The 22160-nt window shown below is 51.7% G+C and carries 37 protein-coding genes; 30 read left to right on the top strand and 7 right to left on the bottom strand.

Features of this window, described 5'->3' with window-relative positions:
- Positions 1 to 10: 10 nt before the first annotated feature.
- Complete coding sequence (locus tag JCM14467_RS02470) at positions 11 to 628, bottom strand: FkbM family methyltransferase (RefSeq protein WP_054849017.1); 618 nt, start codon at positions 626 to 628, stop codon at positions 11 to 13.
- A 127-nt stretch (positions 629 to 755) separates the two neighbouring features.
- Here JCM14467_RS02470 and JCM14467_RS02465 point away from each other — a divergent pair, with 127 nt between their 5' ends.
- The 3 genes from JCM14467_RS02465 to JCM14467_RS15130 all read left to right on the top strand — a co-directional run bounded on the left by JCM14467_RS02465 (position 756) and on the right by JCM14467_RS15130 (position 2104).
- Complete coding sequence (locus JCM14467_RS02465) at positions 756 to 1448, top strand: purine-cytosine permease family protein (protein ID WP_054849016.1); 693 nt, start codon at positions 756 to 758, stop codon at positions 1446 to 1448.
- 258 nt (positions 1449 to 1706) lie between these two features.
- On the top strand, positions 1707 to 1916 hold the full coding sequence (locus tag JCM14467_RS02460) for a hypothetical protein (protein ID WP_054849015.1): 210 nt from the start codon (positions 1707 to 1709) through the stop codon (positions 1914 to 1916).
- A gap of 26 nt (positions 1917 to 1942) precedes the next feature.
- Positions 1943 to 2104 carry a hypothetical protein gene (locus JCM14467_RS15130; protein ID WP_252900482.1) on the top strand — a complete coding sequence of 54 codons (162 nt, stop codon included), beginning with the start codon at positions 1943 to 1945 and terminating at the stop codon, positions 2102 to 2104.
- Between the two features lie 50 nt (positions 2105 to 2154).
- On the opposite strand, the gene JCM14467_RS02455 is transcribed toward JCM14467_RS15130, so the two are convergent.
- Together JCM14467_RS02455 and JCM14467_RS15125 are read right to left on the bottom strand one after the other, a co-directional pair.
- Positions 2155 to 3201: an APC family permease gene (locus tag JCM14467_RS02455; RefSeq protein WP_252900481.1), complete on the bottom strand. Its 1047-nt coding sequence runs from the start codon at positions 3199 to 3201 to the stop codon at positions 2155 to 2157.
- Between the two features lie 124 nt (positions 3202 to 3325).
- Entirely contained in the window at positions 3326 to 3574 is a 249-nt protein-coding gene (locus JCM14467_RS15125; protein WP_252900480.1) for a hypothetical protein, read from the bottom strand.
- 244 nt (positions 3575 to 3818) lie between these two features.
- On the opposite strand from JCM14467_RS15125, the gene JCM14467_RS15120 reads away from it, so the two are divergent.
- The 8 genes from JCM14467_RS15120 to JCM14467_RS02430 all read left to right on the top strand — a co-directional run bounded on the left by JCM14467_RS15120 (position 3819) and on the right by JCM14467_RS02430 (position 6550).
- On the top strand, positions 3819 to 4055 hold the full coding sequence (locus tag JCM14467_RS15120; RefSeq protein WP_252900479.1) for a hypothetical protein: 237 nt from the start codon (positions 3819 to 3821) through the stop codon (positions 4053 to 4055).
- 32 nt (positions 4056 to 4087) lie between these two features.
- Positions 4088 to 4330: a hypothetical protein gene (locus JCM14467_RS15115; RefSeq protein ID WP_252900478.1), complete on the top strand. Its 243-nt coding sequence runs from the start codon at positions 4088 to 4090 to the stop codon at positions 4328 to 4330.
- Positions 4331 to 4396: 66 nt separating this feature from the next.
- Entirely contained in the window at positions 4397 to 4771 is a 375-nt protein-coding gene (locus tag JCM14467_RS15110) for a hypothetical protein (RefSeq protein ID WP_252900477.1), read from the top strand.
- A gap of 40 nt (positions 4772 to 4811) precedes the next feature.
- Positions 4812 to 5288 (top strand): MFS transporter, encoded by a 477-nt coding sequence (locus tag JCM14467_RS02445; RefSeq protein WP_054849014.1) that lies wholly within the window; start codon positions 4812 to 4814, stop codon positions 5286 to 5288.
- 22 nt (positions 5289 to 5310) lie between these two features.
- On the top strand, positions 5311 to 5670 hold the full coding sequence (locus tag JCM14467_RS02440; RefSeq protein WP_252900476.1) for a hypothetical protein: 360 nt from the start codon (positions 5311 to 5313) through the stop codon (positions 5668 to 5670).
- On the top strand, positions 5663 to 5800 hold the full coding sequence (locus JCM14467_RS15105; RefSeq protein WP_252900475.1) for a hypothetical protein: 138 nt from the start codon (positions 5663 to 5665) through the stop codon (positions 5798 to 5800). The genes JCM14467_RS02440 and JCM14467_RS15105 overlap by 8 nt, the downstream gene beginning before the upstream one ends.
- Before the next feature lie 28 nt (positions 5801 to 5828).
- Positions 5829 to 6179, top strand: coding sequence for a hypothetical protein (locus tag JCM14467_RS02435; protein ID WP_054849013.1), 351 nt, complete (start codon positions 5829 to 5831; stop codon positions 6177 to 6179).
- Positions 6179 to 6550, top strand: a complete 372-nt coding sequence (locus JCM14467_RS02430; RefSeq protein WP_054849012.1) for a hypothetical protein — start codon at positions 6179 to 6181, stop codon at positions 6548 to 6550. Before JCM14467_RS02435 ends, JCM14467_RS02430 begins: the two co-directional genes overlap by 1 nt.
- A gap of 73 nt (positions 6551 to 6623) precedes the next feature.
- Here JCM14467_RS02430 and JCM14467_RS02425 read toward each other — a convergent pair whose 3' ends face one another.
- Both JCM14467_RS02425 and JCM14467_RS02420 read right to left on the bottom strand, forming a co-directional pair.
- Positions 6624 to 6944, bottom strand: coding sequence for a hypothetical protein (locus JCM14467_RS02425; protein ID WP_054849011.1), 321 nt, complete (start codon positions 6942 to 6944; stop codon positions 6624 to 6626).
- A gap of 276 nt (positions 6945 to 7220) precedes the next feature.
- Complete coding sequence (locus JCM14467_RS02420) at positions 7221 to 7511, bottom strand: hypothetical protein (protein ID WP_054849010.1); 291 nt, start codon at positions 7509 to 7511, stop codon at positions 7221 to 7223.
- 116 nt (positions 7512 to 7627) lie between these two features.
- Between JCM14467_RS02420 and JCM14467_RS15100 the strand changes: the two genes are divergently transcribed.
- Complete coding sequence (locus JCM14467_RS15100; protein ID WP_252900474.1) at positions 7628 to 7789, top strand: hypothetical protein; 162 nt, start codon at positions 7628 to 7630, stop codon at positions 7787 to 7789.
- A gap of 11 nt (positions 7790 to 7800) precedes the next feature.
- Here the strand turns inward: JCM14467_RS15100 and JCM14467_RS02415 are convergent, their stop codons facing one another.
- Positions 7801 to 8385, bottom strand: coding sequence for a hypothetical protein (locus JCM14467_RS02415; protein ID WP_252900473.1), 585 nt, complete (start codon positions 8383 to 8385; stop codon positions 7801 to 7803).
- Positions 8363 to 8698, bottom strand: a complete 336-nt coding sequence (locus tag JCM14467_RS02410) for a hypothetical protein (RefSeq protein WP_054849009.1) — start codon at positions 8696 to 8698, stop codon at positions 8363 to 8365. The genes JCM14467_RS02415 and JCM14467_RS02410 overlap by 23 nt, the downstream gene beginning before the upstream one ends.
- Positions 8699 to 9020: 322 nt before the next feature.
- Here JCM14467_RS02410 and JCM14467_RS15095 point away from each other — a divergent pair, with 322 nt between their 5' ends.
- The 18 genes from JCM14467_RS15095 to JCM14467_RS02330 all read left to right on the top strand — a co-directional run bounded on the left by JCM14467_RS15095 (position 9021) and on the right by JCM14467_RS02330 (position 22157).
- Positions 9021 to 9197 carry a hypothetical protein gene (locus JCM14467_RS15095; protein WP_252900472.1) on the top strand — a complete coding sequence of 59 codons (177 nt, stop codon included), beginning with the start codon at positions 9021 to 9023 and terminating at the stop codon, positions 9195 to 9197.
- Between the two features lie 5 nt (positions 9198 to 9202).
- Positions 9203 to 9565, top strand: coding sequence for a hypothetical protein (locus JCM14467_RS02405; protein ID WP_252900471.1), 363 nt, complete (start codon positions 9203 to 9205; stop codon positions 9563 to 9565).
- Positions 9562 to 9684: a hypothetical protein gene (locus tag JCM14467_RS19290; RefSeq protein WP_256359188.1), complete on the top strand. Its 123-nt coding sequence runs from the start codon at positions 9562 to 9564 to the stop codon at positions 9682 to 9684. Before JCM14467_RS02405 ends, JCM14467_RS19290 begins: the two co-directional genes overlap by 4 nt.
- A gap of 37 nt (positions 9685 to 9721) precedes the next feature.
- Positions 9722 to 10630, top strand: coding sequence for an ATPase domain-containing protein (locus JCM14467_RS02400; RefSeq protein WP_054849007.1), 909 nt, complete (start codon positions 9722 to 9724; stop codon positions 10628 to 10630).
- 187 nt (positions 10631 to 10817) lie between these two features.
- Positions 10818 to 11588, top strand: coding sequence for a hypothetical protein (locus JCM14467_RS02395; RefSeq protein ID WP_054849006.1), 771 nt, complete (start codon positions 10818 to 10820; stop codon positions 11586 to 11588).
- Positions 11589 to 11776: 188 nt separating this feature from the next.
- A complete protein-coding gene (locus JCM14467_RS02390; RefSeq protein WP_054849005.1) occupies positions 11777 to 12154 on the top strand; it encodes a hypothetical protein in 378 nt (125 codons plus the stop codon).
- A gap of 7 nt (positions 12155 to 12161) precedes the next feature.
- Entirely contained in the window at positions 12162 to 12848 is a 687-nt protein-coding gene (locus JCM14467_RS02385) for a hypothetical protein (protein ID WP_054849004.1), read from the top strand.
- On the top strand, positions 12794 to 13453 hold the full coding sequence (locus JCM14467_RS02380; RefSeq protein WP_054849003.1) for a hypothetical protein: 660 nt from the start codon (positions 12794 to 12796) through the stop codon (positions 13451 to 13453). Before JCM14467_RS02385 ends, JCM14467_RS02380 begins: the two co-directional genes overlap by 55 nt.
- An 83-nt stretch (positions 13454 to 13536) precedes the next feature.
- On the top strand, positions 13537 to 14463 hold the full coding sequence (locus tag JCM14467_RS02375) for a hypothetical protein (RefSeq protein ID WP_252900470.1): 927 nt from the start codon (positions 13537 to 13539) through the stop codon (positions 14461 to 14463).
- A gap of 32 nt (positions 14464 to 14495) precedes the next feature.
- Positions 14496 to 14948, top strand: a complete 453-nt coding sequence (locus JCM14467_RS02370; RefSeq protein ID WP_054849002.1) for a hypothetical protein — start codon at positions 14496 to 14498, stop codon at positions 14946 to 14948.
- A 51-nt stretch (positions 14949 to 14999) separates the two neighbouring features.
- A complete protein-coding gene (locus JCM14467_RS02365) occupies positions 15000 to 15752 on the top strand; it encodes a ParA family protein (protein WP_252900469.1) in 753 nt (250 codons plus the stop codon).
- A 92-nt stretch (positions 15753 to 15844) separates the two neighbouring features.
- Positions 15845 to 16126 carry a hypothetical protein gene (locus JCM14467_RS02360; RefSeq protein ID WP_054849001.1) on the top strand — a complete coding sequence of 94 codons (282 nt, stop codon included), beginning with the start codon at positions 15845 to 15847 and terminating at the stop codon, positions 16124 to 16126.
- A gap of 76 nt (positions 16127 to 16202) precedes the next feature.
- On the top strand, positions 16203 to 16631 hold the full coding sequence (locus JCM14467_RS02355; RefSeq protein ID WP_252900468.1) for a hypothetical protein: 429 nt from the start codon (positions 16203 to 16205) through the stop codon (positions 16629 to 16631).
- A 104-nt stretch (positions 16632 to 16735) separates the two neighbouring features.
- On the top strand, positions 16736 to 18055 hold the full coding sequence (locus tag JCM14467_RS02350) for a helicase HerA domain-containing protein (RefSeq protein WP_054849000.1): 1320 nt from the start codon (positions 16736 to 16738) through the stop codon (positions 18053 to 18055).
- A gap of 58 nt (positions 18056 to 18113) precedes the next feature.
- Positions 18114 to 18821 carry a hypothetical protein gene (locus JCM14467_RS02345; RefSeq protein WP_054848999.1) on the top strand — a complete coding sequence of 236 codons (708 nt, stop codon included), beginning with the start codon at positions 18114 to 18116 and terminating at the stop codon, positions 18819 to 18821.
- A 107-nt stretch (positions 18822 to 18928) separates the two neighbouring features.
- Positions 18929 to 19576 carry a hypothetical protein gene (locus JCM14467_RS02340; RefSeq protein WP_252900467.1) on the top strand — a complete coding sequence of 216 codons (648 nt, stop codon included), beginning with the start codon at positions 18929 to 18931 and terminating at the stop codon, positions 19574 to 19576.
- Positions 19576 to 21489, top strand: coding sequence for a hypothetical protein (locus JCM14467_RS02335; protein ID WP_054848997.1), 1914 nt, complete (start codon positions 19576 to 19578; stop codon positions 21487 to 21489). The genes JCM14467_RS02340 and JCM14467_RS02335 overlap by 1 nt, the downstream gene beginning before the upstream one ends.
- A gap of 41 nt (positions 21490 to 21530) precedes the next feature.
- Positions 21531 to 22157 carry a hypothetical protein gene (locus JCM14467_RS02330; RefSeq protein ID WP_054848996.1) on the top strand — a complete coding sequence of 209 codons (627 nt, stop codon included), beginning with the start codon at positions 21531 to 21533 and terminating at the stop codon, positions 22155 to 22157.
- The last annotated feature ends 3 nt before the right edge of the window (positions 22158 to 22160 follow it).

Here is a 22160-nt window from a genome sequence, read left to right as displayed (position 1 = left end):
TTTGTTGGTTTTAAGTTATTCGCCGACAATAAACATAACCATAATCCTCATGCGCACGCCCAACGAAGCGACACTCAAAGTCCCTACTTAACACGGCGAGTAATTCATTAATGGGTATGCCGGTAACCCACCTATGGTATTCAAAGATTAACTCCCTGAAGAGCCTGACGTGGCCGTAATCACTAAGTATTACGTCATACTCACAACCCTCGCAATTCATCTTAAGAACATCAGCACCCACTCCAGTCTCTCTAAGGACCTCGCTCAGCGTTATTAACCTAACCCTAAAACCGTCATTACACGAACCTGTTGATGGACCGAAGTACATAGCCATTATACTCCCTAGGTCCAGGTCCATCGGCACGCAGGTAATGCCCGGAGTACTGCCCAGGGCTGCATTAATGGGTATGACGACATTGCTTAGCCCACTCAATTTAATATTCCTAATTAACTCAGTAAACGCCTTAGGATGGGGCTCAATAGCCACAACCCTCCTCGCACCCCTCCTAACGAAGTAAATAGCCGTATCGCCAATGAATGCTCCAACATCAATGACGTCCTTACCACCGTAGTTAATCACCCCATACCTATCACCATAGATCGACAGGTAATCCCCGTAATAATCCACAGAAGGTCTTGTCTAAGCATTGACTTAAGGCATTTTCTGCCAAGCCCACTTAACCGCCCCATATTGGTTTAACGAATGTTTTTGCCATGTAACACTTACTTCCCATTCCTTTGCTCTTCCATGCCCAATGACATCGGTAATGGAAAGACTCGGTATAGAGCACATACCCGAATCAATGAGGCACGGTAAAACGATGTACCAGTTCACACTCTGGTTCGCAAGTAACCTAACCGTGGCAGACTACGCGCTCGGCCCAATACTATACACGCTGGGCCTACCAATACCCTGGTTAGCCCTGGCATTGGCGCTCGGTAATGTGCTCGGAGGCCTACTGGTTGGGCTCCTAGCCGCCATGGGTCCGACGTACGGCTACCCGCAGATAATGATCTCCAGGGCTGCCTATGGCAGGGTTGGGAATTTACCCTTTGCGATAACCAATTGGGTTAGTACGCTTGGTTGGTTCTCGGTAAACGCAATAATTGGTGGCTACATAATAAACTACGTAGACCCCAGGATACCACTTTATGCGGCAATACTCATAACCGTAATCACCCAATTCATAATCGCCCTCTTCGGCTACGACATAATACATAGGTCCGAGTACATACTATCCATAGTACTAGGCATAATGTTCGCAGTCTCACTGGCCCTATCACTAACGAAGCCCCACCTACTCAGTGCCTACTTGAGGACGGCGACCTTCAACCCATTCAACTTCGCAATAGCCCTGGCCACGGTATTCAGCTACATAATGTCCTGGGGACCCTACGCAAGCGACTACTCACGCTACCTACCGAGAACACCAGTAGGGCCAGGGTAATAGCCTACGCGACACTCGGCGGGTTACTGGCGAGCCTATGGAGTGAGGTTGTGGGCTTTGCCGTGGCTGCGGCCACGGGTAACACAAGCGGTTTACCGACAGTGCTCGTCCAGTTCATGGGTAGTTACGGCTTCGCTACGCAGTAATAGCCGTGGCAGCACTATTCCTAGGCGCCCTGGCAGCTAACGTCCTCAACATATACACAAACTCCCTATCAGCCTCGCAATATATAATAAGGCCAGGAGGTGGCAGGCACTAGTGGCCGGCGCCATAGTCGGCACGTTAATGGCCGTGCTCGGCGGCCTAAACTTTGTTGGTTACTACGAGGGCTTCCTACTATTCCTCGACTACTGGATAACTCCCTGGATAGGCATACTGCTGGTCATGTTCTACGTGTACAGGATTAGGGACTGGAGCTGGTTGAGGATAGCCCAAGGGTCATTTGGAGGGCACTGCTGGCATACGTAATCGGCCTACTGATCTCGGTACCATTCATGAACCTATACGCAGCCACTGGAGGGTTAGTACCATATGTAGGCCCAATAGCCAATGCCCTAGGTGGTGCCGATATTAGCTACTTCATATCATTCATAGCTGCGTCAATAACATACTTAATACTCATGAGAGGTAAGGAGAGAGGAGCGATTTTAAAATAATATTAAAATAATACTTTTTACTATTTAAATGATAAAATTCACGATTTAAATCAGCAATATGGGCATACGGTTAGCTTTATGCTCTTTATCCTCGTGTTTATCACGTAGGATATTGCTATGGTGAGTATTATTGAGGCTATTAGTATTGCCAGGTACCAAGTACTGACTATTGAGTAGTAGAGGGTTATTGCCAGTATGGCGATACCAATCCCTATGACCACCCTACCGCCCCAAGTGGTTAGTTTTAGGGCTCCTGCGGCGACGAGTATTAGGCTTATTACGTAGTAAAGCGAGTCTATTGCGTAGGCATCCTCCATGGCGTTGTACGTCAGCTCCAGGGGCTTAACGTAACCACTGGCGTAGGCTGCCACGTAGGCTAGGGCTATTGTTAGTATAGCCACCGCAGTGCTTAGGTATAGGGCCTTGTGCGGGCTCTTATACCTTGGGTGTGTCTCCGCTAGCCAGGCAGGTAATAACCCATCTCTTGCCATTCCGTAAAGCATCCTTGCCGTTGCATTCAGTGTGGCTAGGTAGCAACCGAATACGCTTAACATGACGCTCGCCGCAAATAGTATTAAGCCGGCCGTGCCGAGGTAATGCCCTATCAGCATGTATACTGGGTTCGGTCCCATGCCCTCGGCTTGATTCACGAAGTTCGTGATTGCGCTCTGCGTGTAGCCTATGTTGAGTAGTATTGCGTATGTGACCAGTATGTAGAGTATCCCCATGAATACTGTGGCCCACATCGTGCTCACGGGCACGCTCCTCCTTGGGTCCCTAACCTCCTCGGATATTTGCGTACTAACCTCGAAGCCCATGAAGTAGGTTATTGCAAAGATTAAGCCACCCGATAAAGCCGCCAGTATGCCCGTTGGCGTTTTTGCGAAGGTTCCCTGAACTGTGAATGGGAATGCCGAGAGCCTACCCATGTTGGCTATGAATGAGAGTACCACGAATATCAGCAGTATCGCAATTTCAATACTTGTCAGCATCATCTCCGTCCTTATGCTAGGCCTAATCCCGAGGACTGCAGGTACCAGGGCCAATACAATGGGTATTGGCAGTAGGATCAATGGGTTTATAACGTGACCAGTCACTGCGTATATGCCCTCGGTCCCGAGGTATGCGAAGGCTATTGCGACTGAGCCACGCCAACAATGCTGTAGAACACGGTGTATATTATTCCATTGATGAAGCCAGTCCTGGAATTAATCGTGTTCGTTACGTACGCGTAGAAACTGGCTGCGTGTGGGTATTTGCGGGCAAGTACGAATATTGAGTAGACGATGCTAGGACGCCAAGTAACGTGAGTAACATCGCCAGCGGTGCCGCTGCGTAGGCGCTACCCATTATGAGTGCTGCACCACCCGCTACACTATAGGCAGGTGCTTGCCCAGCCAAGGAGTTGTATAGCGATCCAAGGAAGCTTGTGGCATTCCTCATTAACTCAGCACTCCTTTGCTTTGCCATCGTCCTCTACGTCAACACCGCATGCTTTTATACTTAGTTAAACGTTTAATACGCAATTACACCGTGGAAAAACTAAATTAACTAGGTTATACCTAGTTACTTAGCGCTCTTTTCACCGGAACCTAAGGTCAATGAGGAGGACCTATTCGACTTTAGGGTCGAGCTTAATCAATTAATCAATGCGATCAAGGTCTCTAGGCTCACGATCATTACAGGCATTAGGAGGAGTGGTAAAACGTCACTAATGAATGTGGCCCTCAGGAAGGCTGGGTTGCCGTATATCTACCTCGACGTTAGGTTAAGCGCATACCCAAACTATGCCGACCTGGCCTCCGTGTGGGCCAATGCCCTTGAGGATTTTCTGAAACGCGAGGCAGGGCTTAGGGAGAGGATAGCCAATGTGCTTAAGGGTGTGGCTGGGTTAATCATAGGTCTCAGTCCTGTTAAGGTTGAGGTTAGGTTTAGGGGCCTGAGAAATTAAGCATCTCTGAGCTACTAATTAGGATTAATGAGTTGGCTGAGGAGATCGGTAGTAAGGTCGTGATTGCCATTGATGAGGCTCAGGAGTTTCGAAGGGTTAATTGGCTTAGGTTTGATAGGTTGATGGCATACGCCTACGATAATCTCAGGTACGTGAACTTCGTACTTACGGGCTCGCAGGTTGGCCTATTATATGGCTTTCTTGGCCTTCATGACCCAAGGGCGCCACTCTTTGGCAGGGCCTATATTGAGGTTAGGACGAGGAGGTTAAGCTGATGAGGCCTATGAATTCCTCAATAAGGGGTTTAGTGAGGTTAATGTTAAGCCAGTGATGACGTACTCATGAGGGCGATTAATGAGTTTGACGGGATAATTGGTTGGTTGACCTACTTCGGTTATAGCTACGCCGTCAGGGGAATTGCCGACTTCGACACGGTGAAGAAAATGGCTGTGGAGATGGCACGCAATGAACTAATTAACCTATTGAATGTAGTGAGGAGCGTTAGGTATAGGACCATACTCAAAATCCTCGGTGAAGGACCTGCAACGTGGAGCGTGATCAAGAGTAGGTTGGAGGTTATTGAGGGTAGGTATGTGAATGATGCATCATTGAGCAGTCTATTGAGTAACCCGGTGGGTATGGGGATCGTCGAGAAGAGGGGTGATGAGTACGTGATTGCCGACCCGATTTATGCGGCTGCAGCACGAACACTCTAGGGAAAATGACTTATACCACGCGCATAGTAATGTCTCGAGCATGAGGGCCAGGGACATTTACATAATCGGAGTCGCATCAGCATCCTTCTTCATGAGTTACTTTTCCAGGTTGGCGTGGGGCATAGTCTCTGCGTACTCGTCATTGAAGCCAAGCATTGTTGAGGATAGTATCGTCTTCTCCCTCTTCTTCATAGGCTACGTGGTGGTTCAGGTACCTGCTGGCGTGATCTCCGATAAGGTGGGCCCTAGGTATGTCGTGACAACATCACTGATTGGCTTAGCGGCCTCATCATTAATCTCTGGCATTGCCAACTCCATGTGGGTTGAATACGTGGCTAGTCTCTTCATGGGACTTAGTGCTGGGTTTAGGGCACCTCCTAAAATTCAAACTATGCATAACAGCACAAAAACTATGCCACTTCTTCCTCTTCCTCTATCCCCTCCAAACCAGCCCAGGGACACCACGTACCGACTCCTAAACAACCTAAAGTGCAACACTCCAACACCAACCCCTTAAATTCAGTATTGCCATTATCACCGTGGACCCCAAGCTTAGGAGAGTTTACTCGAGGTGTATTAGGGAGGTCGTGAGGGGCTTATTGCCCGACTTGGTTAATGGTCTTTACGATTACCTAATGATTGATCTGGCCAGCATTACGTATGGTCTCAAGGACCCGAGGGCTTTCCTCGCCAATGTTAGGCTCGCCATCGACTACGGCTACTTGAAACCCAGTATCATTTTCGTCATTGACTACTCGAGGCCCGAGCATAAGGCAGTGGCTGAGTCTAGGGTCAGGTGGCTCAGGGAGTTGGGCCTGGCTTCATCCTCGCCGAGGACGAACCAGCGAGATAAGGGCAGCAAGGGAGTGCCTCAAAAGGGGCAGGTGCATCGTGCTTAGTAGGGACTACGACCCACTCACGGTAATCAACGAAATGATACAACCCATCAAGGTTAGCGATAGGGCTTGGCCCGTGAGGAGGGTAGCCATAGCCAGGGATTGCCTGGCTCGGCGCCAAAGCCCTTATTAACCCTGCCCCCCACTGCCTGGGTTACCTGATGAGTACGGGTAAAATAACCCCTGGGGTTCCTCCCCAAGGTGGGAAAACAATCAAAGTCGCAATCGGCGTTAGGGAGGACATGGACGGCCGCTGGTTGGTAATCGGGAGCAGGAGGATAAGGGTGGGGTGGGAGCCGTGGTTCATAGCGATAAGGGACTTCGTGCTGGACCTAAAAGACTTTATGGTTAGGCACAACGGCGTATCCATAGCCTACATGTTGGAGGACTACGGCTGGGTGATGTGGACGTTGAGGATAATAGACAGCAAGTACCCAATACCCAAGGACGTAATGCGTGAAATAAATGAGGAAATCGAAAGGATAGCCAGGGCTGGGGAATACCAGAGGTGATGGCGATGGGCTTAATCATTAGGGATGTGGAGTGGGGCCCGTTCTACGCCATGAGGGCGTTAAGTGGTTACGAGGTGAGGATTAAGTTCGGCGTCAAGTTCTGGGACGACGGAGCCATCAACCTAGTCATTGGCGACTGGGAATTACCACTTAGGGAATTCCCAAAGTGGCTCAAAACAACGATGCATAGGTTCGAGGGACTGTGGTTTAGGGGCTACGGCGACGGCTACGCCCTTTATTTCCTATACCTCGATGAAGGCACGATAATGATACTTTTAGGTTTGGCGCCAAGGGAGGTTAGGGATTTCGCCAGGAGGGCTATTGAGGACGTTAAGCGGAGGGCGTTGCATGAGGTTGAAAAACCCACTTAGTACCACCACGGAAACCACCCTCAAATCACTAAGCCACTTTAATTTTTAATTAATTACTAATTGGCCGGGTGTTTCAAACCAAACTCACCAAGAACAACTCAACATCACCCTCAGTGAGGGTATCCACCTCCTGCCCACGCTGCGGGCTCTTGAGGACCACGACCAACAATGTGTCGCCAACCTCGTACTTGTCAGGGTTCAGGCTTGGATTCAAGGGTAGGTACTTACTAAGCAGCGAAACCGTCGCCCGATGCCTCACGTAGTGAATGACCGAGCCGTGCGCCCCAGCCAACGCCGGCAACTCCCCAAAACCAACCCTCCTAACCCTCAGCATGAACTCCCCCGCGCCAAACGCATTGAGCGGTAGGGCGTTGAGTATCACCAACCTACCCATCAACCAACAAGCGGCCACCCCAGCTTAAAAGCCCAACCACACGGCAAACCAGGTTGCTAGGTGGGCACTAATCAGGCTTGTCGGGTACGGGCCGATGTACACGGCACTGAACGCAATAGCATGGCGAGGGCACTCGAGGAACGCTCCCTAACGAGACAGCCAATGCACAGGCTCATCACGCAACTCCTCCTGTTCACCGAACGCACGGAAGATGCTTCTACCTCTAATGGTTCTCACACTCCTCCACCTAACTAACGTCCTCATAGTTCACCGCCGTCAATGAACCTCACGGGACCCACCTGAGGGCCTTATGTCCAATACCTCAACCATGTCCATCGGCCCAATCCCATACCTCTCCCTGACCTCCCTCGGAATCGTGAACTGCCTACTAGCCGTGTTCCCAGCCCTCAACAACCTAACACCCCTCAACTCAATTGTGAAGCCCCTAAACCTAATCGTAACATCCACGTACCTAACACCCTCAATACCCAGGGTCCTAACCACGGAGGCCGGCACAAGCACCTGGTTATTCACGTAAACCCTAGCCCTATACGGAAGGCCAGGCATCAAAACACCCGAAACACCCAGGCATATAAGTTTAACTCAATGAGTTCTCAATAAGCATATAATGAGTTCTCAAGGCAAGACATAACGCTTATAAGGCACCGTGCCCTTAATGGCGGGTGAGGATTGAGTACTACACGAGGGTTTCACGGAGGAGGATGGCCAAGGACTACCTGGAGTACATACCGATACCGAAGGAGGTGAGGGGTGGGGTCAGTCTCTATGGGAAGTTGGTCCACGTAATCATAGAGGTGGTCGACGACGGAGAGACACGGAAGTAGGCAAACCACAGTCAAACCCCACCCACAACCAACTCAACCAAGTACCTCAACACCCTACTCAGCGTCACCTCCTGCTCACCCATTTCACCACCACACACGTACCTAACCCTCACGGTCTTCGGCTCCTCACTCGTTATGATGTACGTCACTTTATACCTCGGCTTGAGTAGGTCGGTGCTTAAGGCCCTAACCTGCTTAACAACCTTTACGTCCTTGTCCAGGGTCTCAAGGTGGTAGTCGCCGTCGCATTCCATTGTCAGTACTGCTGCGTATATTGGTTGAGTTAACTTTGAGTACTCCCTGTATAGGATCACAGCAGCGATATGCGTGCAGACCTCGGCTTTCCTGCGTAATCCCCAACTGGTCTCGAAGCACGAGCAGTAGTACCTACCGTCCTTGAACCTAACCACGTAGGTTGGGTACTTATCACCGAGCCTCGGGTCACCACTCACAACCCAGACGCCATCGCCAACCTGCCTAACCGAGCCACCCTCAAACCTCCTAAGAGCCCTCCTAACCCACGAACCAGACTTACCAGAGAATTTCACCTTGAGTCTCTCAACAACCAACTCCTCAACGTCCTTCTCCACCTTCACCGCCAACCACCCTGGCACGGATGATTTGAACCCAGGGATTATCCTCAAAGCCAATTAATGGAGCCTCAGTAGTCTCCCCAGACTCCCTAGCAGACCCGTGAGTATTGATTGGTTGCTGACTCGTCAGCGTGGTTGTTGTTTGTTTACCCAACTTATCGAGGCATTGCCTGAGTAATTCCTTGATCTCGCTTAGTGACTGGTGCTCACTGAGTAGCTCGGCAATTGCATCACTCATTGACAAGCCCCTCATTGAGGCGAAGCCCTCAAGCCTCCTATACACATCCTCCCTAATACTCACACTCCTATACCTCACGACACAGTTGGAGGCAGGCTTTAAAAGGGCCATTAATGTGAATTACGGCTTTTCGAAACCGTGAGTTACGGAAACCACGGGAGGGTCATACAACCCCCACAACCAATAACGCATGGTGAGGCGAGACCACAACACATGAGAAGCCACGCACCGGCTAATGACTCCCTCACCAACACCCACGTGCGTTATGGTTTACCGAGACCATGCGTTGCGTGGCTCACGCCCCTTATGTTCGTGGTTCACGAACAATGCATTATGGCTAACCGTAACCGTGCAATACGGCATCCGGGCACGCCTTTTAAGCCCGCAAAACAACCAAGTGATGCTCACACTAACAATTGGCTTACTTAGGAAGAGACCAATTTACGTCTACGGCTTCAGGCCTCCGGCTCAGGTCGTCATCGGCGTCGGCTCCATAGCCTTAATCACTAGGGACTTAATCCTAGCGGCCTCAACAAGCCCAATGCACTTCGACAGTCAGGAGACTCAAATAGCCTAAACAACGTGTTGATTGACGGCAGGGTCAAGCGACAATTCTGCTGGGATCGAAGTTTTGTCTGGCCTCCCGACAACGCCCAAAACATAGTCAACCTGGTTGAGTCCGGGCGTTATGCATTGGTCGTTGAGAGGATTGCCAAGCCACCCAACGTAGTCAGGGCATACAAAAGCGCCATCAGCCAAGGCCTCATTAGGCTCGAGACCATACTAAACATCGAGTCCGCGGTGTCGGCGAGACCAACGTTGATAGGCGTAATCGAGCTGAGGGCAGTCGGCAGTGGGAAACCCTTCTGGCGCTACCCAAGGCAATGCTTAGCGGGACAATACATCAATGACGCCCTATCGAGGCTCGGCATCAGGGTGGTGTGACTACGAGTATAAGGGACGGGTTGAAGCCAATTGAAGATCCAGTTCGGATAAGCTGCATTAGGATAGTCAGGGACTACGGGGATTACGAGGTCGAATTCGACGTGTGCATTGAGCTCTAGCCAGCCACCCCTTAAAAGGCTGGTCTCGCTGGGTAATGTGCCTAGGAGGAGGGCTGATTCGGTTGGTGATTCAGAGCTTGATAAATTGGTTGAGCTTGGCTTCAGTAGGCAGACCGTTGATAGGTTGTTAAGTGCTGGCGTCAAGACGATCAGGCATATACTACTCTTCAACGCGGAGGAGCTTCAGGAACTACTCGGCTCACCAGACACGGAGCTCCCGAGGCGTTTAATCAACGCGGCCAGGGAGTTACTGGCCGAGTCGCCAATTGCGACTACCGCGAAGGAGAGGATTGAGGCCCTGGGTAAGGTGCCCACTCTGAAGACCGGCGTTGAGGGCTTGGACAACGCAATTGGTGGCTTAGATTTGCATCATCACGAATTCGCCGGCGAATTCGCTGGTAAGACCATCATGGCCCTGCAGACGGCCATTGCCTCAGTTAGTCAATTCGGCTTCAGAGTCGTTTACGTGGATACTGAGAAGACCATTGACCAGTACCTTTATTCTAATTTAATTAGGAATATGTGTAATCGATTTGGCATCGATTACGACAAATTAATTAATAATTATTTATATGTTTACAATCCGGCGACCGTTGACGACCTCGAGGACTTCATTAAGCTTAGGCTCGCGGACCTCGTCCTAAGCAACAATGCTAAAGTAATCATCGTTGACTCAATAACAGCCCTCTACCGAGCGCAATTCAGGGGTAGGGAGAGGTTGGCGGAGAGGCAGCAACGCCTCCACTACGTCCTAGACTGGCTTAGGCGTTTAACCATTAGGGCTGGGATGTTGGTGGTTTACACGAACCAGGTAATGACATCACCGGCAGGCTTCATCGAGGTCAAACTACCAGTGGGTGGGAACGTCCTCGCCCACACCGTGAATGCCAGGTGGCTCATGGTCAGGGCCTCGAAAGCCAAGAACGAGGGAGTCCTAAGAGCCTAGACGTCCCAGGCCTACCACCAGGCTTCGAAACGAAGTACTCGATAAGTGATGATGGCCTTCATTGAGGTGCTAATTAGTCATATATTGGGTTATATAATCCGTATTGCCTTTGTTAAATTTATAATTATCAACCTTCATTCACTGGTAAATTTAGTACCTTATTAATCCCAGTGAGAATCATTGATTGATGAGTGGTCAACCCGATGAGTCTGGGGCGAGGGTTGTGGTGAATGATGAGGGTTACCTAGTCGAGTTGGGCACTGGCCTGGTGCTTAGTGAGTACGCATTAATCGAGGGCACTGAGCTTAGGCCGGCCAGGTATGACCCGAGGGCCTTCAGTAATACTAGTGTGTATAGTGGTGCGAAAGTTTTGCCCAACCCTAAAATAGTTGGTTTAATCAGGAAGTTTGGGGCTGACATGGCGAGTAGTGTCGATGAGTTTAGGGGCGTTGAGGATGCGATTAATGAGTTGGTTGATGGGGCTATGAGGGTCTTTGCCAAGAGGGGATTCAGCGTCCATAGGTCCCAGGTGTACAGGCTCATTGGCCTGCTCATGGCTAGGTGGAGGGAGGGTCCGTCGAGGCTTTTGAGGGTCCTTGAGTGCGTGTTGGATGTGGGGTGCGTTAGTTACCTGGGTGAGAGGTCCATTGTTGAGGAGGCGATTAATGAGGTCTTTGGTAGGGATTGGTTGATTAGGCAGTTCATTGGTCGGGCAATCAGTGAGTGGAATGCCCAGGGCGTCTTCACAATCGATGAGGCGTACCAGGCCTACGTTGAGGTCAGTAGGATGGCTAGGGCGGCTGGTAGGAACTACCCAACCAAGACACTGATTGATCTGGCGATGACGTACCTAATACTCATAAATGCGGGCGAGGAGGACACGAGGAATTACCTAAGCATAATGGGGAGGGAGGAACTACTCGACAAACTAAGGGAACTAATACTCGGGGCTCAGTAATACATACTTCAAGTGTAGAACCGTGGCTCTCCCACGAGCCCCACGATCTCACCTAAGGTGACATCGTGAACCCTCGTCAACTATGTAAAGAATTCAATAAGACCTTCTACAAGTGAGATCCGTCCACGAGCCGCGGAGAGATCCTTGGGTAAGGCAGCCTTATAAATCGCTCCATCCTCCTTTATTAAATGGCTACCAGCGCCAATGTCGCTCAGGAGGTTAGTAAGGTTGTTGAGAGACTTGGGCTTAGGGTTGTGGGTAGGCGTGATTATAGGCTTATTGATGTTATTAGGAGTTACGTCCTGCCTAAATGGCACCCATGCCCATGCGGCCACACCCCTGAGGAGAGGATCGTCGTTGAGAGGCACCTCGAGGACTTGGCCTCCCGCGGAAACATGCTACTGAACCCGGTGGTCGTTGCGACAGTCCTAGGCGTTAAGGTCATCTTGGCACCGACCTGCGTTGCCGAGGCGGCGCTATTCATGTACAGTAATGGGAGGAGGGATGTGCTTGAGGCGTTAGGGCCGAGGTTTGGGACTTGGGTGAGTTTAATGAGCCGTTCCTAGCTTTTTTTTGGCTAAGGCGGCCGCGGCGCTATTCTGTATCGTCTATGGTGGTAGGAGGCATAGTGAGGTTAGGCTTAGCTTCGTTGAGGACTACATAAAGCACAGAGTCCTCGAGATCACAAGGAGGGATGGTAAGGATGGGGCGCTCAGGTTTATTGAGGGGCTTGAGCAGAGGAGGGACATAATGCTCCTCGTGGATGAGTTGGCCAGGATAACAGGGTTGAGTGGGCGTGAAATCCATAGGTACCTATCCGCCGTGCTCAATGACCAATTCATCAAGGAGTTGAGGGATTTGGTGAGGAATGCTGACGAGGTCATGGTCATTATCGATAACATGAGGAGGTCGAGGGATGGTGAGGGGAAGCCCGGGCCCATGGTTAGGCTGTACATAAACGCCATATCGAACAAGCTGAACATCGACTCAAGCAACCTAAAGCCCCTAGCCATACTTGGTAAGAGGAGTCTCGAGATGCTCGCCAGGACCGTTGTTGAGCTCGTCAATGGGGGTAATGAGGGCGGTGCCAGGGACTTGGTGACTAAGGTGCTGAGGTACCTGGAGGTTGGTGAGGTTGATAGGGTTGTGGAGTTGATAAGTGAGAGGTATGGCGAGGTCATCGAGCGAAGGCGCCAAGCACCACGGTGCAGGCTAGGGAGCCAACGCATGGGACCAATGCGGTTATTGCCGACGCCGTAAGACCTCTCATTAAGGATGCGGGCCCAGGGCAAGGCAGTGGGGAGGTAGGGATGGGTAAGGGAGTAAGTGAGGTAACTGAGAATGAGGAGGGTGGGGCTGAGGATACCGAGGGTGCTGAGACGAAGGCCGACGTGGTGTTTAGGAGGAGCTTCGAGTTTGCCTGCAGTGAGGATACATGCACTCACATCAGTGAGTTATCTAGAGCTTCGTTGAGAAATGATGCTAGGGCGATGCTTGAGGCTTCGTTGGTTTTATCGAGCGTGTTGGCTAATACTCTGGGCATGGGTAGTTACGCGAGACTCCTCGATGAATTAACGAGGCACCTTGGCGATGAGGGGTTTGCCAACGCACTGCTCGGGGTCATTGAAACCTATAACGGGAATGAAACAACAATCAAGCATTTAATGGAGTTACTGGGCAACCCAAACACCGTTAACGCACTACTGGCGGTAGGCAATGGCATTAGGGACCTGCTTAGGGCGGTTGAGAGCGGGGATGTGGGGGTGATCTGCGAGGCGGTGCAGTACCTGGTGGCCGACCTAGTGAGGAATCTACTACCGAGCAACCTAAGGAGCCACATCAACCTAAGGCTCAACTGCGGCTAAAACCCACAAAATAACTCCGGTTTTTCCCATGGAAAACTCCAGGCAGTCCTATTAGGCGGTCTGCGGTTGATTTTGCCGAGACATTGAGCCAGCCCCTTAATAAGTTAGTTGGGCTAGGGCTTGATGGGTCTACTCCAGTTAGTGCCCACGATATTGGGGACCACACTCTACGGGGCATTGCCGTGGCCGTGTTGATGCACGGCATCATCAAGTACTTGGCAGGCCCAACCCCGGACATCCGTAGGGAGGGCATTGACGAAATCATGGACGTGGTCGTTGGATCCGCCATGTTGGCAATCCTCTACGCACTCCTCGAGTCCCCAGGGACCTTCCTACCCACGCTGACGCATGAAATCGCCTCGGCAGTGCCCATCAACAACGGCACGGCACTCGCCAACTACCTACCAAACGCCACTGACCCGAAGAGCATGCTCCAGTGGGGCTACCTAATGGCTAGGCAGTACTTCGACAACGTGACTGCTTGGTACGGGCACTTCTGGGGTGGTGTCGTGGGTTTGTCAGTACTCCCATGGACGTCGCCCCTCGGCTGGTACGCCCAACAATCCACCTGGTACCTCCAGCAGATGATAACTTACACAATCATCAATTTAGGATTCATATACGCACTGAACCTCATAGCCTACAACGCCTGGTGGTTGTTACCGCTGGGTATTGGCTTGGTCATTGTTAGGCAGACCAGGTCAATAGGAACATTCATAGTCGCCTTCCTCATCATAGTCGCCATAGTAGGCCCACTACTCACGGCATACACGGTTGCAGCCCTAACCAAGCCACTGGCGGAGCTTGGGGCGCTCACGAAGGGCTGGACCACGGACATATCCCAGTTCGTTGGCTTCCTCAGCGTCCTCTTCAACCAGGGCTACCAACAAGCCCTAACCATGCAGACCTACGACGTGACAGTGGACGTAGTCCTGGCAATGGCACTGGCCGCATCATACGCACTCTACCGAATACTCGACGAGGTCATAGTCGACGTACTACCACTCTAACCCCCTTAAAAATAAAGCCGGCCAAGCAATTGATGGGTCCAATACACGTAACACTGGGCATAATACTTCAGGCAGGGAACGCCACTGGGAACATCACTGGGTTGCCCAGCGCCAGTCAACTCGGCAATGAAATTGCCACCGGCATCCTAAGCCCAATAATTGGGTACGTGGAGTTGGGGATGGGCATTGCGTTCATAGTCGCCGTGGTGTCGATAATGTACCACTTCGCCGAGTACATGTTCCACTTCACGAGTTGGGGGAGGACAGCCGCACTAAACGAGGTCTTCAGCCACGGGAAGAAGATAATATTTGGCTCCCTCGGCTTTTGGCTGGCCATGTACGCCGTACTACTCATATTCCAGTTGGTGGGGGTCAAAGGCGTGGACCCGGCATCCACGGCATGGCAAATCTTCCAGGGCGAGTTTGTGCAGATATGGAACTTACTACACACGGCGCTACAACACGCAGCAAGCCCAACGCCGTAAAAGCCAAACCACCAACCACCCCCTTAAAAACGAACCAACTAAATTTCGGTGATGGGTATGCTTAAGCCCCGCCATGTGGTGGTGACATTCTTCAGCGGCGCTAAGGGCGGGACTGGTAAGTCAACGCTTGCCGCCAACCTAGCCATACTCCTGAGCCAATCCCTTAAAACAAACGTACTGCTCATCGACCTTGGCATTGACTCGAGCCAAACATCGTCGAGGATTCTGGGCATTGCGGATAGGCCTGGGGTCTTCGACTACTTGGTCGGTTCGGTGGGCGACTTGAACCAACTGGTGATTAGGTCGAGCTACCTACCGAGCGTCTTCGTTGTGCCGCCAGGCAATGTTAGAAGCTACCAAATGACTGTGGGCAATAACGAGGCATTCGACAGGTGGGTCTACCTAGTGAATTACCTGGTCATGACCACGGACTCCCAACTCGTCCTAATCGACCTACCCGCAAACAACACAATGCCCGTCGTGATACCCCCACTACTCATCGCCCACATAATAAACGTGGTCCTGGAGTACGCAGCCTACAGCGAGTACGTGCTTAGGGAGGTCGATAATGCCTACATACTGCCAATGCTGACCAGGTTGAGGTATAGGAAGATCATTAACATAGTTCTGAACAAGGCCATGGGCCAGGACAACATTGGGGGCCGCATTAGGGAGTTTGCGCATAATGGGGATGTTTTTGTGATTCCCATGAGCCACAGCCCACTACCTAACCACAGGCCTAAGGCCGGCTGTCCTTTACGAATCAAGGGGCTCACTCGATCACTTCAAGAGGGCCCTCAATAACATGGCAAATACCCTAGCTAGGCAGGTTAGGGCGGTCTTAACGGGGCGCGTTAATTAACAGCCCCTTTTAAAGCGGTTAGTTGCTCAAATTGATGAACCCAATAGAGAACTTCCTAAGGTCTAGGAGACAGAGGGATCAACAAATCGACCCAGCAGATCAGGCGAGGCCTTCCGTAGAGGTGCCGCCAACCCCACCACAGGCCCAGCCAATGCAGCCCCAACCTCTACCCCAAATACCCAGTGGTCATGCGGTTGTTAGGGGCATCCTTACGGAGCTGAACATGCTATCCCCAATCGAGAGGGCCATTATTGCGGATGCCCTAGGCTTCGAGGAGCCCCTCAAGAGCATAAGCCTGAGGATTGGGTTAAGCTGATCGAGGAGAGGGTTGGGGAGGACTACGCAAACGCCTTCAGGAAGTGGCTGGGGATGAAGCTTAACGGTGGATCTAGATGAAACCACTTGGTAGGGGTGGAGTAGGCGACCTGGATCGGGAGGTTGAGGAATTGATTTTAGGAAAGCGCAGGATTAGGGAGGTAAGGGTTAGGCCCATAAACACCGAGGAGGTCATTAACAGGGAGCTATCCAAGTTCGCCAAATCCTGGGCTAGCAGGTGCGCAGAGCCGCTCCAGGACTACTGTAGAAATGTGCTCATGCGATTAAGCAGGTACTTTACTCAGGACTCAATAGCTTCACTACTCAATGAGGCGTTGTCGAGGGGATTGAGTATTGAGGCCGTGGTCATAATGCTCTCCCAGTGCAACCTAATTTACTGTGATGATGGCTTGATTAGGAACTACCTGGACACTGGGAGGGTTGACATTAACCAATTACTCCAAACGTTACAAAGCCAGGGAATCACCATGAGCCGGAGGAATTGAGGGCAATAATCGAGGGCCAATACGTGAGGAGGCCCAGCAACAGGTTTGCGTGGCTGCCGAGGTTCATTAGGCGTGCCTTTTAAGGCTGTTAACCGCCTAATTCGATGGTCAAAAGCACAAGGGTCTTCCTGGCAGCCCTAATCGGCATAGCCGCGGCAGCCCTAGCCTACAGGCCATTGATCCTACTCCTCGCAGTTGCACTCCTGTACCGGGACTTCAGGGAGTGGCTAGTCGAGTCAATACTCACGCTGGTGTACCCAAACCTAGCGCCTAGACTAATGGTCTTTGAGGACTATGTCTATGACGTGAGGGGTAAGACAGCTCATGTCTTTTACAGTGCCGAGCCGATGTTCGACATAAGCAGGCTAACCGGCCCACAATACGTGGGCTTGATCGACGAACTCCTAAGGAGACTTAATCTCAACGTTAATGAAATAGTAACATTCATCAGGCTCGGCAGTGACAAATACATCAGGCTGTCGAGGGTTGTTAGGAGTGAGGCGGAGCTGCAGGACTTCATGAACTGGCTAACCGCCAAGGAGAACCTCCTGAGGCAGTACTTCGTACTGAGGCAGTTAAACGGTGACGAGCTTAGGAAACTCATTGGCTTCCCAACAACGCCAGGAAAAGCGAGACTCATTATTGTGTTGATACTAATTTCAATAGTACTCTTCATACTCTTTGGGATCTACGGGCTTGCAACCGCAATAGTGATTAGTGTTATCACCGCCAAGTCCCTGAGCAACTACTCAGTAATCAAGGGCGGTAGGCTAGGCGCCTTCACCAGGAGACTTTCGGCGTCGAGCAAAATCTACACAATGCCAAGTGACGACGATGTTAGGGCAGTCGCCTCGGCAATGGCGAATTACCTACAGAACTACGCACTCATAATAAGCGGAAACCCAGAGTTCAGGGCAGTAACATCAACAAAGGTCGCCAGGGAGTACGAGAGGTTGGTAGTCCAGGAAAGGGGCAAAGCCCTCGCCTCAGTGAGTAAGTGGAGGGTGGTCCTGGACCGCATTACACAAAACGCAGAGGAGCCAGTGAGGGTAGCCATCCTAAGCGATAGGGATTTACCCGATACTAATATGTTCATGACCTGGCTAAGGGGACAACTACCACTCTGGTCAATGCCAAGCATTGACGAGTTGAGCCACGACATTGCAATCGTGCCAGTATTCCACGGGGGCAGGCTCCTATCGCCATCATCAAGGGCTAGAGTAAAGCTTGGGCGTGATAGGGAGGGGAATGAGGTCGTGATTGACCTAGACGCACAACCGAGTGGGCACATGGGCATTTTCGGGCCGACTGGCGGTGGCAAGTCTTGGCTCATAATGTCGGTGCTATACCGCCTAATGGGCTCGGGCATTAAGGTGGTCATCCTAGACCCACACGGTGAGTACCTGAGACTACCAAGGCATTGAGCCGATCGACATCTCCAAGAAGTTCATAAACATATTCGAACTCGATGGATTAACCGACGTGGAGAGGATCTACCACCTACTCAATGCATTCAGCATCCTCGGTGCAGACCCGAGGGCCCTACTCCCAGACCTGAGGGCCATCTACAACAATGGCCTTTACAGGGACTTCTTCAAGGCAATGGAGTACCTGAGGGCAAGCACTGATGATGATTCAGTCGCCCTAGCCCTTGATCGATTAATGTCTTACCTCAAGGATGTAGAGATAATACCAGTAAGTGAACTCCTAAACAACAAGGCCCTACTCTTCACCTCGGTCAGGCAAAGCCCAGACGTACTAGCCTTCACAATGGGCATTGCCGCAGACCACGTGTACACCCACGTCATGAGCATGAACATTGGGGAGCGACTGCAGCAGTTGCTCGTGATTGACGAGGCATACTACGTACTCAACTCACCACTAGCCGAGTTACTAGTGCGTGGGGTCAGGAAGTTCGGTCTTGGCGTGATCTACATAACACAGACAATAACGGGGATAAGCAACGACATCCTACAAAACATACCACTAATCATCGTGCTAGGCGGAAACGACGCCTACGTAGCCTCGGTAAGCCAAGTCCTAAACCTGACCCAGGAGGACGTCAGGTGGCTGACCACGGGACTGCCACCGCACATGCAGGGATTAACCGCAAAGGCACTACTCATAACGGGCCCAATCAAGAGGTTAATCTACGCAGAGCTAGAGCCAAGCGTCAAGGGGATCCAGTGACTGCGGGGGCACACGTGGCTATTGGCAGTTCAGCCTTTAGAACCGCCTACAGTCATTAAACCATTAACACCACACACCCCTTTTAACTAATTACTTTTTAAACCATGATGTACCTACCAGCCGAATTACTTGAGTACGCCATAGCCATTGAGGCAATCGCGGTAATCGCCTACGGTGTAATAAGGGGAGGCATCGAGGTGAGGAGGTTCATTGCGGTGGGTGCGGCCCTAGTACTGGCCTACTTCCTACCGGCACTCTTCGGCATAGCATCGCCTGGATCCCCAACATATCTCGTGCTTTACCGCGAGGTTGAGGTGGCCGAGGAGGGTTGGGGCTTGATGTTCATGGCAACGGCCAAGGCTGGGCTCGCGTGGGCAATTGGGATGTTCATACTGAACATCATTGCGTCAATAAGCAGCCTAGGCATTGGCGTGCTCCCGCTCCAGGAGTTCGAGGTCCTGCAGAACATGGGCTTCATCATAGACCCAATAATGGACGTGGTATTCGCAGTGATGCACGTAAGCCAGGTAATGATTGCCGTGTTGCACACCATAGCCTACCTAGCCTGGTTCAGCTACGCAGTGGCGCCGGTAGTCATCGGCATTGCCGTGCTCCTAATGGTCTTCGACAGGACGAGGGCGGCTGGTGTTGCTTTGTTCATATTGACTTTGGCAATCATGTTCATAGCAACGATAGCAGCCCACGACGCACTGGCCTTCACCAAGGCCAAGGTGATGAATGAGACGAATGCCTAATGCAGTGGCTACAGAACAACGCACCAAGGACCAAGGTGAGGGCCTTCCTAATACTAAACTCCACATACCCATACCTGGTCTCCGGCACCCTATACGGCATCAACTACACGGTTGTTGGGAAGGCAATGGTGCTGATTGAGTACCCAGTGACTAACTTCACAGCATTCACTGACTCGGAAACCCCAGTAAACGCCCTTGGCATCCCAAGCATTAGCAACGTGACATTCCTGTGGCTCTCGATAAACCCAGGCCACGGCTGCCTATTGCTCACATATATCGACAACAAGAGCGCCACCGAACCATGCGACTCACCGCAGTACCTCAACAGCAACGCCACATACGCCGAGGTCATCTACTTCGGGAACCCACCCTTCAGTGTAATAACGGCAACCATAAACAATACAGTGGTTTACACGGGAGCCTGGAAGTGGCTAAGCCCACCAACCCAATCCACCGTCGAGACCAGTAACAACACCGTCACAATAAACTTCACAATAAGCATACCGCCGGAGCACTGCATAAACATAACCAACCCAAGGACGGGCTTAAACGAAACCATCTGCTACCCAGGCACTACATCGGCACTGCTCTGGTACTTCGCAAGCAACGCCCAAGTCCAACTACCGAGCAAGGTAGGTAACTCAACCACGTGCCAATACACAGTCCTAAACACCACCCTCTACAGGGAAGTAAACATAGGCAGTGAGGAGGACGAGTTAAAGGCACTAATCAACAAGCTCAATGAGGAGATAACCATTGGTAGGAACATCACGGGGGTCGGCAAAAACCTAACCCTAAAACTACCAAGCCCGGCGCCAACCGGCTACGAACAAAAAGAAATCGAGATAACATGCACCAACTACGCCAATAAGACAGTGGTAGTCCCAGGCTCAATAACGATAACCGGCAACATCGGCAATCCCTGGTACGCCAAGGTCCCACTTGGCTTGACGCCGAGCATCTCCTGGGTCATTAACTCAATAGTCGTTGGGAGCCAGGAATTGCTGAGTGGTTGGTCGTACTTCAGGAAGCTGTTCTTCGCAGTGGGTGGATTCGTACCAAGGTGGCTGGCGGAGTCAGTCATGATCTTTGGGCTTCTGGACGGGGCCATGTGGATCGCAGGATTCCCAACACCGATGGCACCAGCATGGGCGGTCATGAACAATGTCATCTACGACCTATCACTAGTACTGTACCTACGCATAGGCGGTATGGGCAGGATCCTAAACAGAATAACGAGGAGGGTGAGGAAGGCGGTGGGCAGTAGGACTAGGGCGATCCAGGAGAGGGTTGGGCACTGGGTGAGCAGGCACAGGAGGGTTGCGAGACTGGTAAACCCAATCACTAAGGCATTCCACGACACCAAGGCGTTTGTGGGGAGGGAAATAGTACCACGCCTAACCCCACTCAGGATATTGACGTCACCCCTGAGCACGGGACTACGAGTCGCAAAAGAACTGGCGGAGGACAAGGCATTAACCTACGAGCAGGAGGGGAGGGTGTGGAGGACCAGGCTAGCCAGGGCCGGGGCAGTCCTTGCCAAGGCCGCAGTGGAGTACCCAAGGGCCAGGGAGTTGGGCATGAGGGGTAGGCTCTACGAGGTGACTGGGATGAAGCTCCTCAGTGAGGAGGGAAAGAAAGAACTCCTAAGCGCGCTTAGGAGTAGGGACTTCAGGAGGGCGTATAGGGCGCTCAGGATGACCACCGAGATGGACAGGAGGTTCCTCTACGAGGAGCTATCCACGAAGACCCTGGACCGTGACATGCATGTCTACGAAGCCAGGAGGGGCGACATAAAGAGGGTGAACAAGGGGGAGTTACTGACCGACTTGATGAATGCAATCATAATGGCACCACTCGCCAGTGTGGGGACCTACACCCAGCACTCATCACGTCCAGGAGGGTCGGGCTAGACCTGGCAGAGGAATTAACAGTACGCCTGAGACACGGCGGCATGAACGCAGTGGACACGGCAAAACTAGTCGCAGCAGCCCTAGCCCCCTACATCATCCAATCACACGAGAAGGCGGAGGAGTCAATGAGGTCTGTCAGGGAAGCGGCAAGGGCAGTGCAGGCGTTGTTCAGGGGTGATTGGTCCGCAACGCTGGATCTAGCGAGGGCAATGGACATCGAGCACGAGAAGGTGAAGGAGATCCTAAACAACGCATTGAGTACTCACTTGAGGCAGGCACTGCCCAGGTACATGAGGGATCCAGCCGTTAAGGAGCAGGCCAGGGCTGACTTAAGGACAATCACCGACGTGCTACACACGATGAGGAACAGCGTTGTCCTGAGCTACGACGCACTCAAGCCACTCATGGATTACTTCAGGGACAACTACAGGGCAATCACAACAATAAATGATTGGTGGGCCAGGCACATCGACAGGCTAAACAAGGCAATCAACCAGGGGGCAAGCAATGACGAGTTAATGCTAATCAACAAACTAAGCATTAAGGAATTAACCAGTGAGTTAAGCCCATTCGTAAACGCAAGGTACAGGGAAGCCCTAGAGCAGAGGGCACTCCAGGCAGCGTCTAGGGACCCGAGGTCATACGCCAGACAGCCATTGACACCCTAAGGT

The organism is Vulcanisaeta sp. JCM 14467 (genome assembly GCF_001316245.1).
Classification (GTDB): Archaea; Thermoproteota; Thermoprotei; order Thermoproteales; family Thermocladiaceae; genus Vulcanisaeta.
The sequence above is the reverse complement of the archived record's forward strand: the minus strand, read 5'-3'. Positions and strand labels throughout refer to the sequence as shown.

Coding starts and splice junctions, on each gene's coding strand:
- JCM14467_RS02465 (WP_054849016.1), top strand. CDS start 756: ATGACATCGGTAATGGAAAGACTCGGTATAGAGCACATACCCGAATCA.
- JCM14467_RS15130 (WP_252900482.1), top strand. CDS start 1,943: ATGAACCTATACGCAGCCACTGGAGGGTTAGTACCATATGTAGGCCCA.
- JCM14467_RS15125 (WP_252900480.1), bottom strand. CDS start 3,574: ATGGCAAAGCAAAGGAGTGCTGAGTTAATGAGGAATGCCACAAGCTTC.
- JCM14467_RS15120 (WP_252900479.1), top strand. CDS start 3,819: ATGAATGTGGCCCTCAGGAAGGCTGGGTTGCCGTATATCTACCTCGAC.
- JCM14467_RS15110 (WP_252900477.1), top strand. CDS start 4,397: ATGAGGGCGATTAATGAGTTTGACGGGATAATTGGTTGGTTGACCTAC.
- JCM14467_RS02445 (WP_054849014.1), top strand. CDS start 4,812: ATGAGGGCCAGGGACATTTACATAATCGGAGTCGCATCAGCATCCTTC.
- JCM14467_RS02435 (WP_054849013.1), top strand. CDS start 5,829: ATGAGTACGGGTAAAATAACCCCTGGGGTTCCTCCCCAAGGTGGGAAA.
- JCM14467_RS02430 (WP_054849012.1), top strand. CDS start 6,179: ATGGCGATGGGCTTAATCATTAGGGATGTGGAGTGGGGCCCGTTCTAC.
- JCM14467_RS02425 (WP_054849011.1), bottom strand. CDS start 6,944: ATGGGTAGGTTGGTGATACTCAACGCCCTACCGCTCAATGCGTTTGGC.
- JCM14467_RS02420 (WP_054849010.1), bottom strand. CDS start 7,511: ATGCCTGGCCTTCCGTATAGGGCTAGGGTTTACGTGAATAACCAGGTG.
- JCM14467_RS15095 (WP_252900472.1), top strand. CDS start 9,021: ATGCTCACACTAACAATTGGCTTACTTAGGAAGAGACCAATTTACGTC.
- JCM14467_RS02395 (WP_054849006.1), top strand. CDS start 10,818: ATGAGTGGTCAACCCGATGAGTCTGGGGCGAGGGTTGTGGTGAATGAT.
- JCM14467_RS02390 (WP_054849005.1), top strand. CDS start 11,777: ATGGCTACCAGCGCCAATGTCGCTCAGGAGGTTAGTAAGGTTGTTGAG.
- JCM14467_RS02370 (WP_054849002.1), top strand. CDS start 14,496: ATGGGTCCAATACACGTAACACTGGGCATAATACTTCAGGCAGGGAAC.
- JCM14467_RS02365 (WP_252900469.1), top strand. CDS start 15,000: ATGGGTATGCTTAAGCCCCGCCATGTGGTGGTGACATTCTTCAGCGGC.
- JCM14467_RS02360 (WP_054849001.1), top strand. CDS start 15,845: ATGAACCCAATAGAGAACTTCCTAAGGTCTAGGAGACAGAGGGATCAA.
- JCM14467_RS02355 (WP_252900468.1), top strand. CDS start 16,203: ATGAAACCACTTGGTAGGGGTGGAGTAGGCGACCTGGATCGGGAGGTT.
- JCM14467_RS02350 (WP_054849000.1), top strand. CDS start 16,736: ATGGTCAAAAGCACAAGGGTCTTCCTGGCAGCCCTAATCGGCATAGCC.
- JCM14467_RS02340 (WP_252900467.1), top strand. CDS start 18,929: ATGTACCTACCAGCCGAATTACTTGAGTACGCCATAGCCATTGAGGCA.
- JCM14467_RS02335 (WP_054848997.1), top strand. CDS start 19,576: ATGCAGTGGCTACAGAACAACGCACCAAGGACCAAGGTGAGGGCCTTC.
- JCM14467_RS02330 (WP_054848996.1), top strand. CDS start 21,531: ATGAACGCAGTGGACACGGCAAAACTAGTCGCAGCAGCCCTAGCCCCC.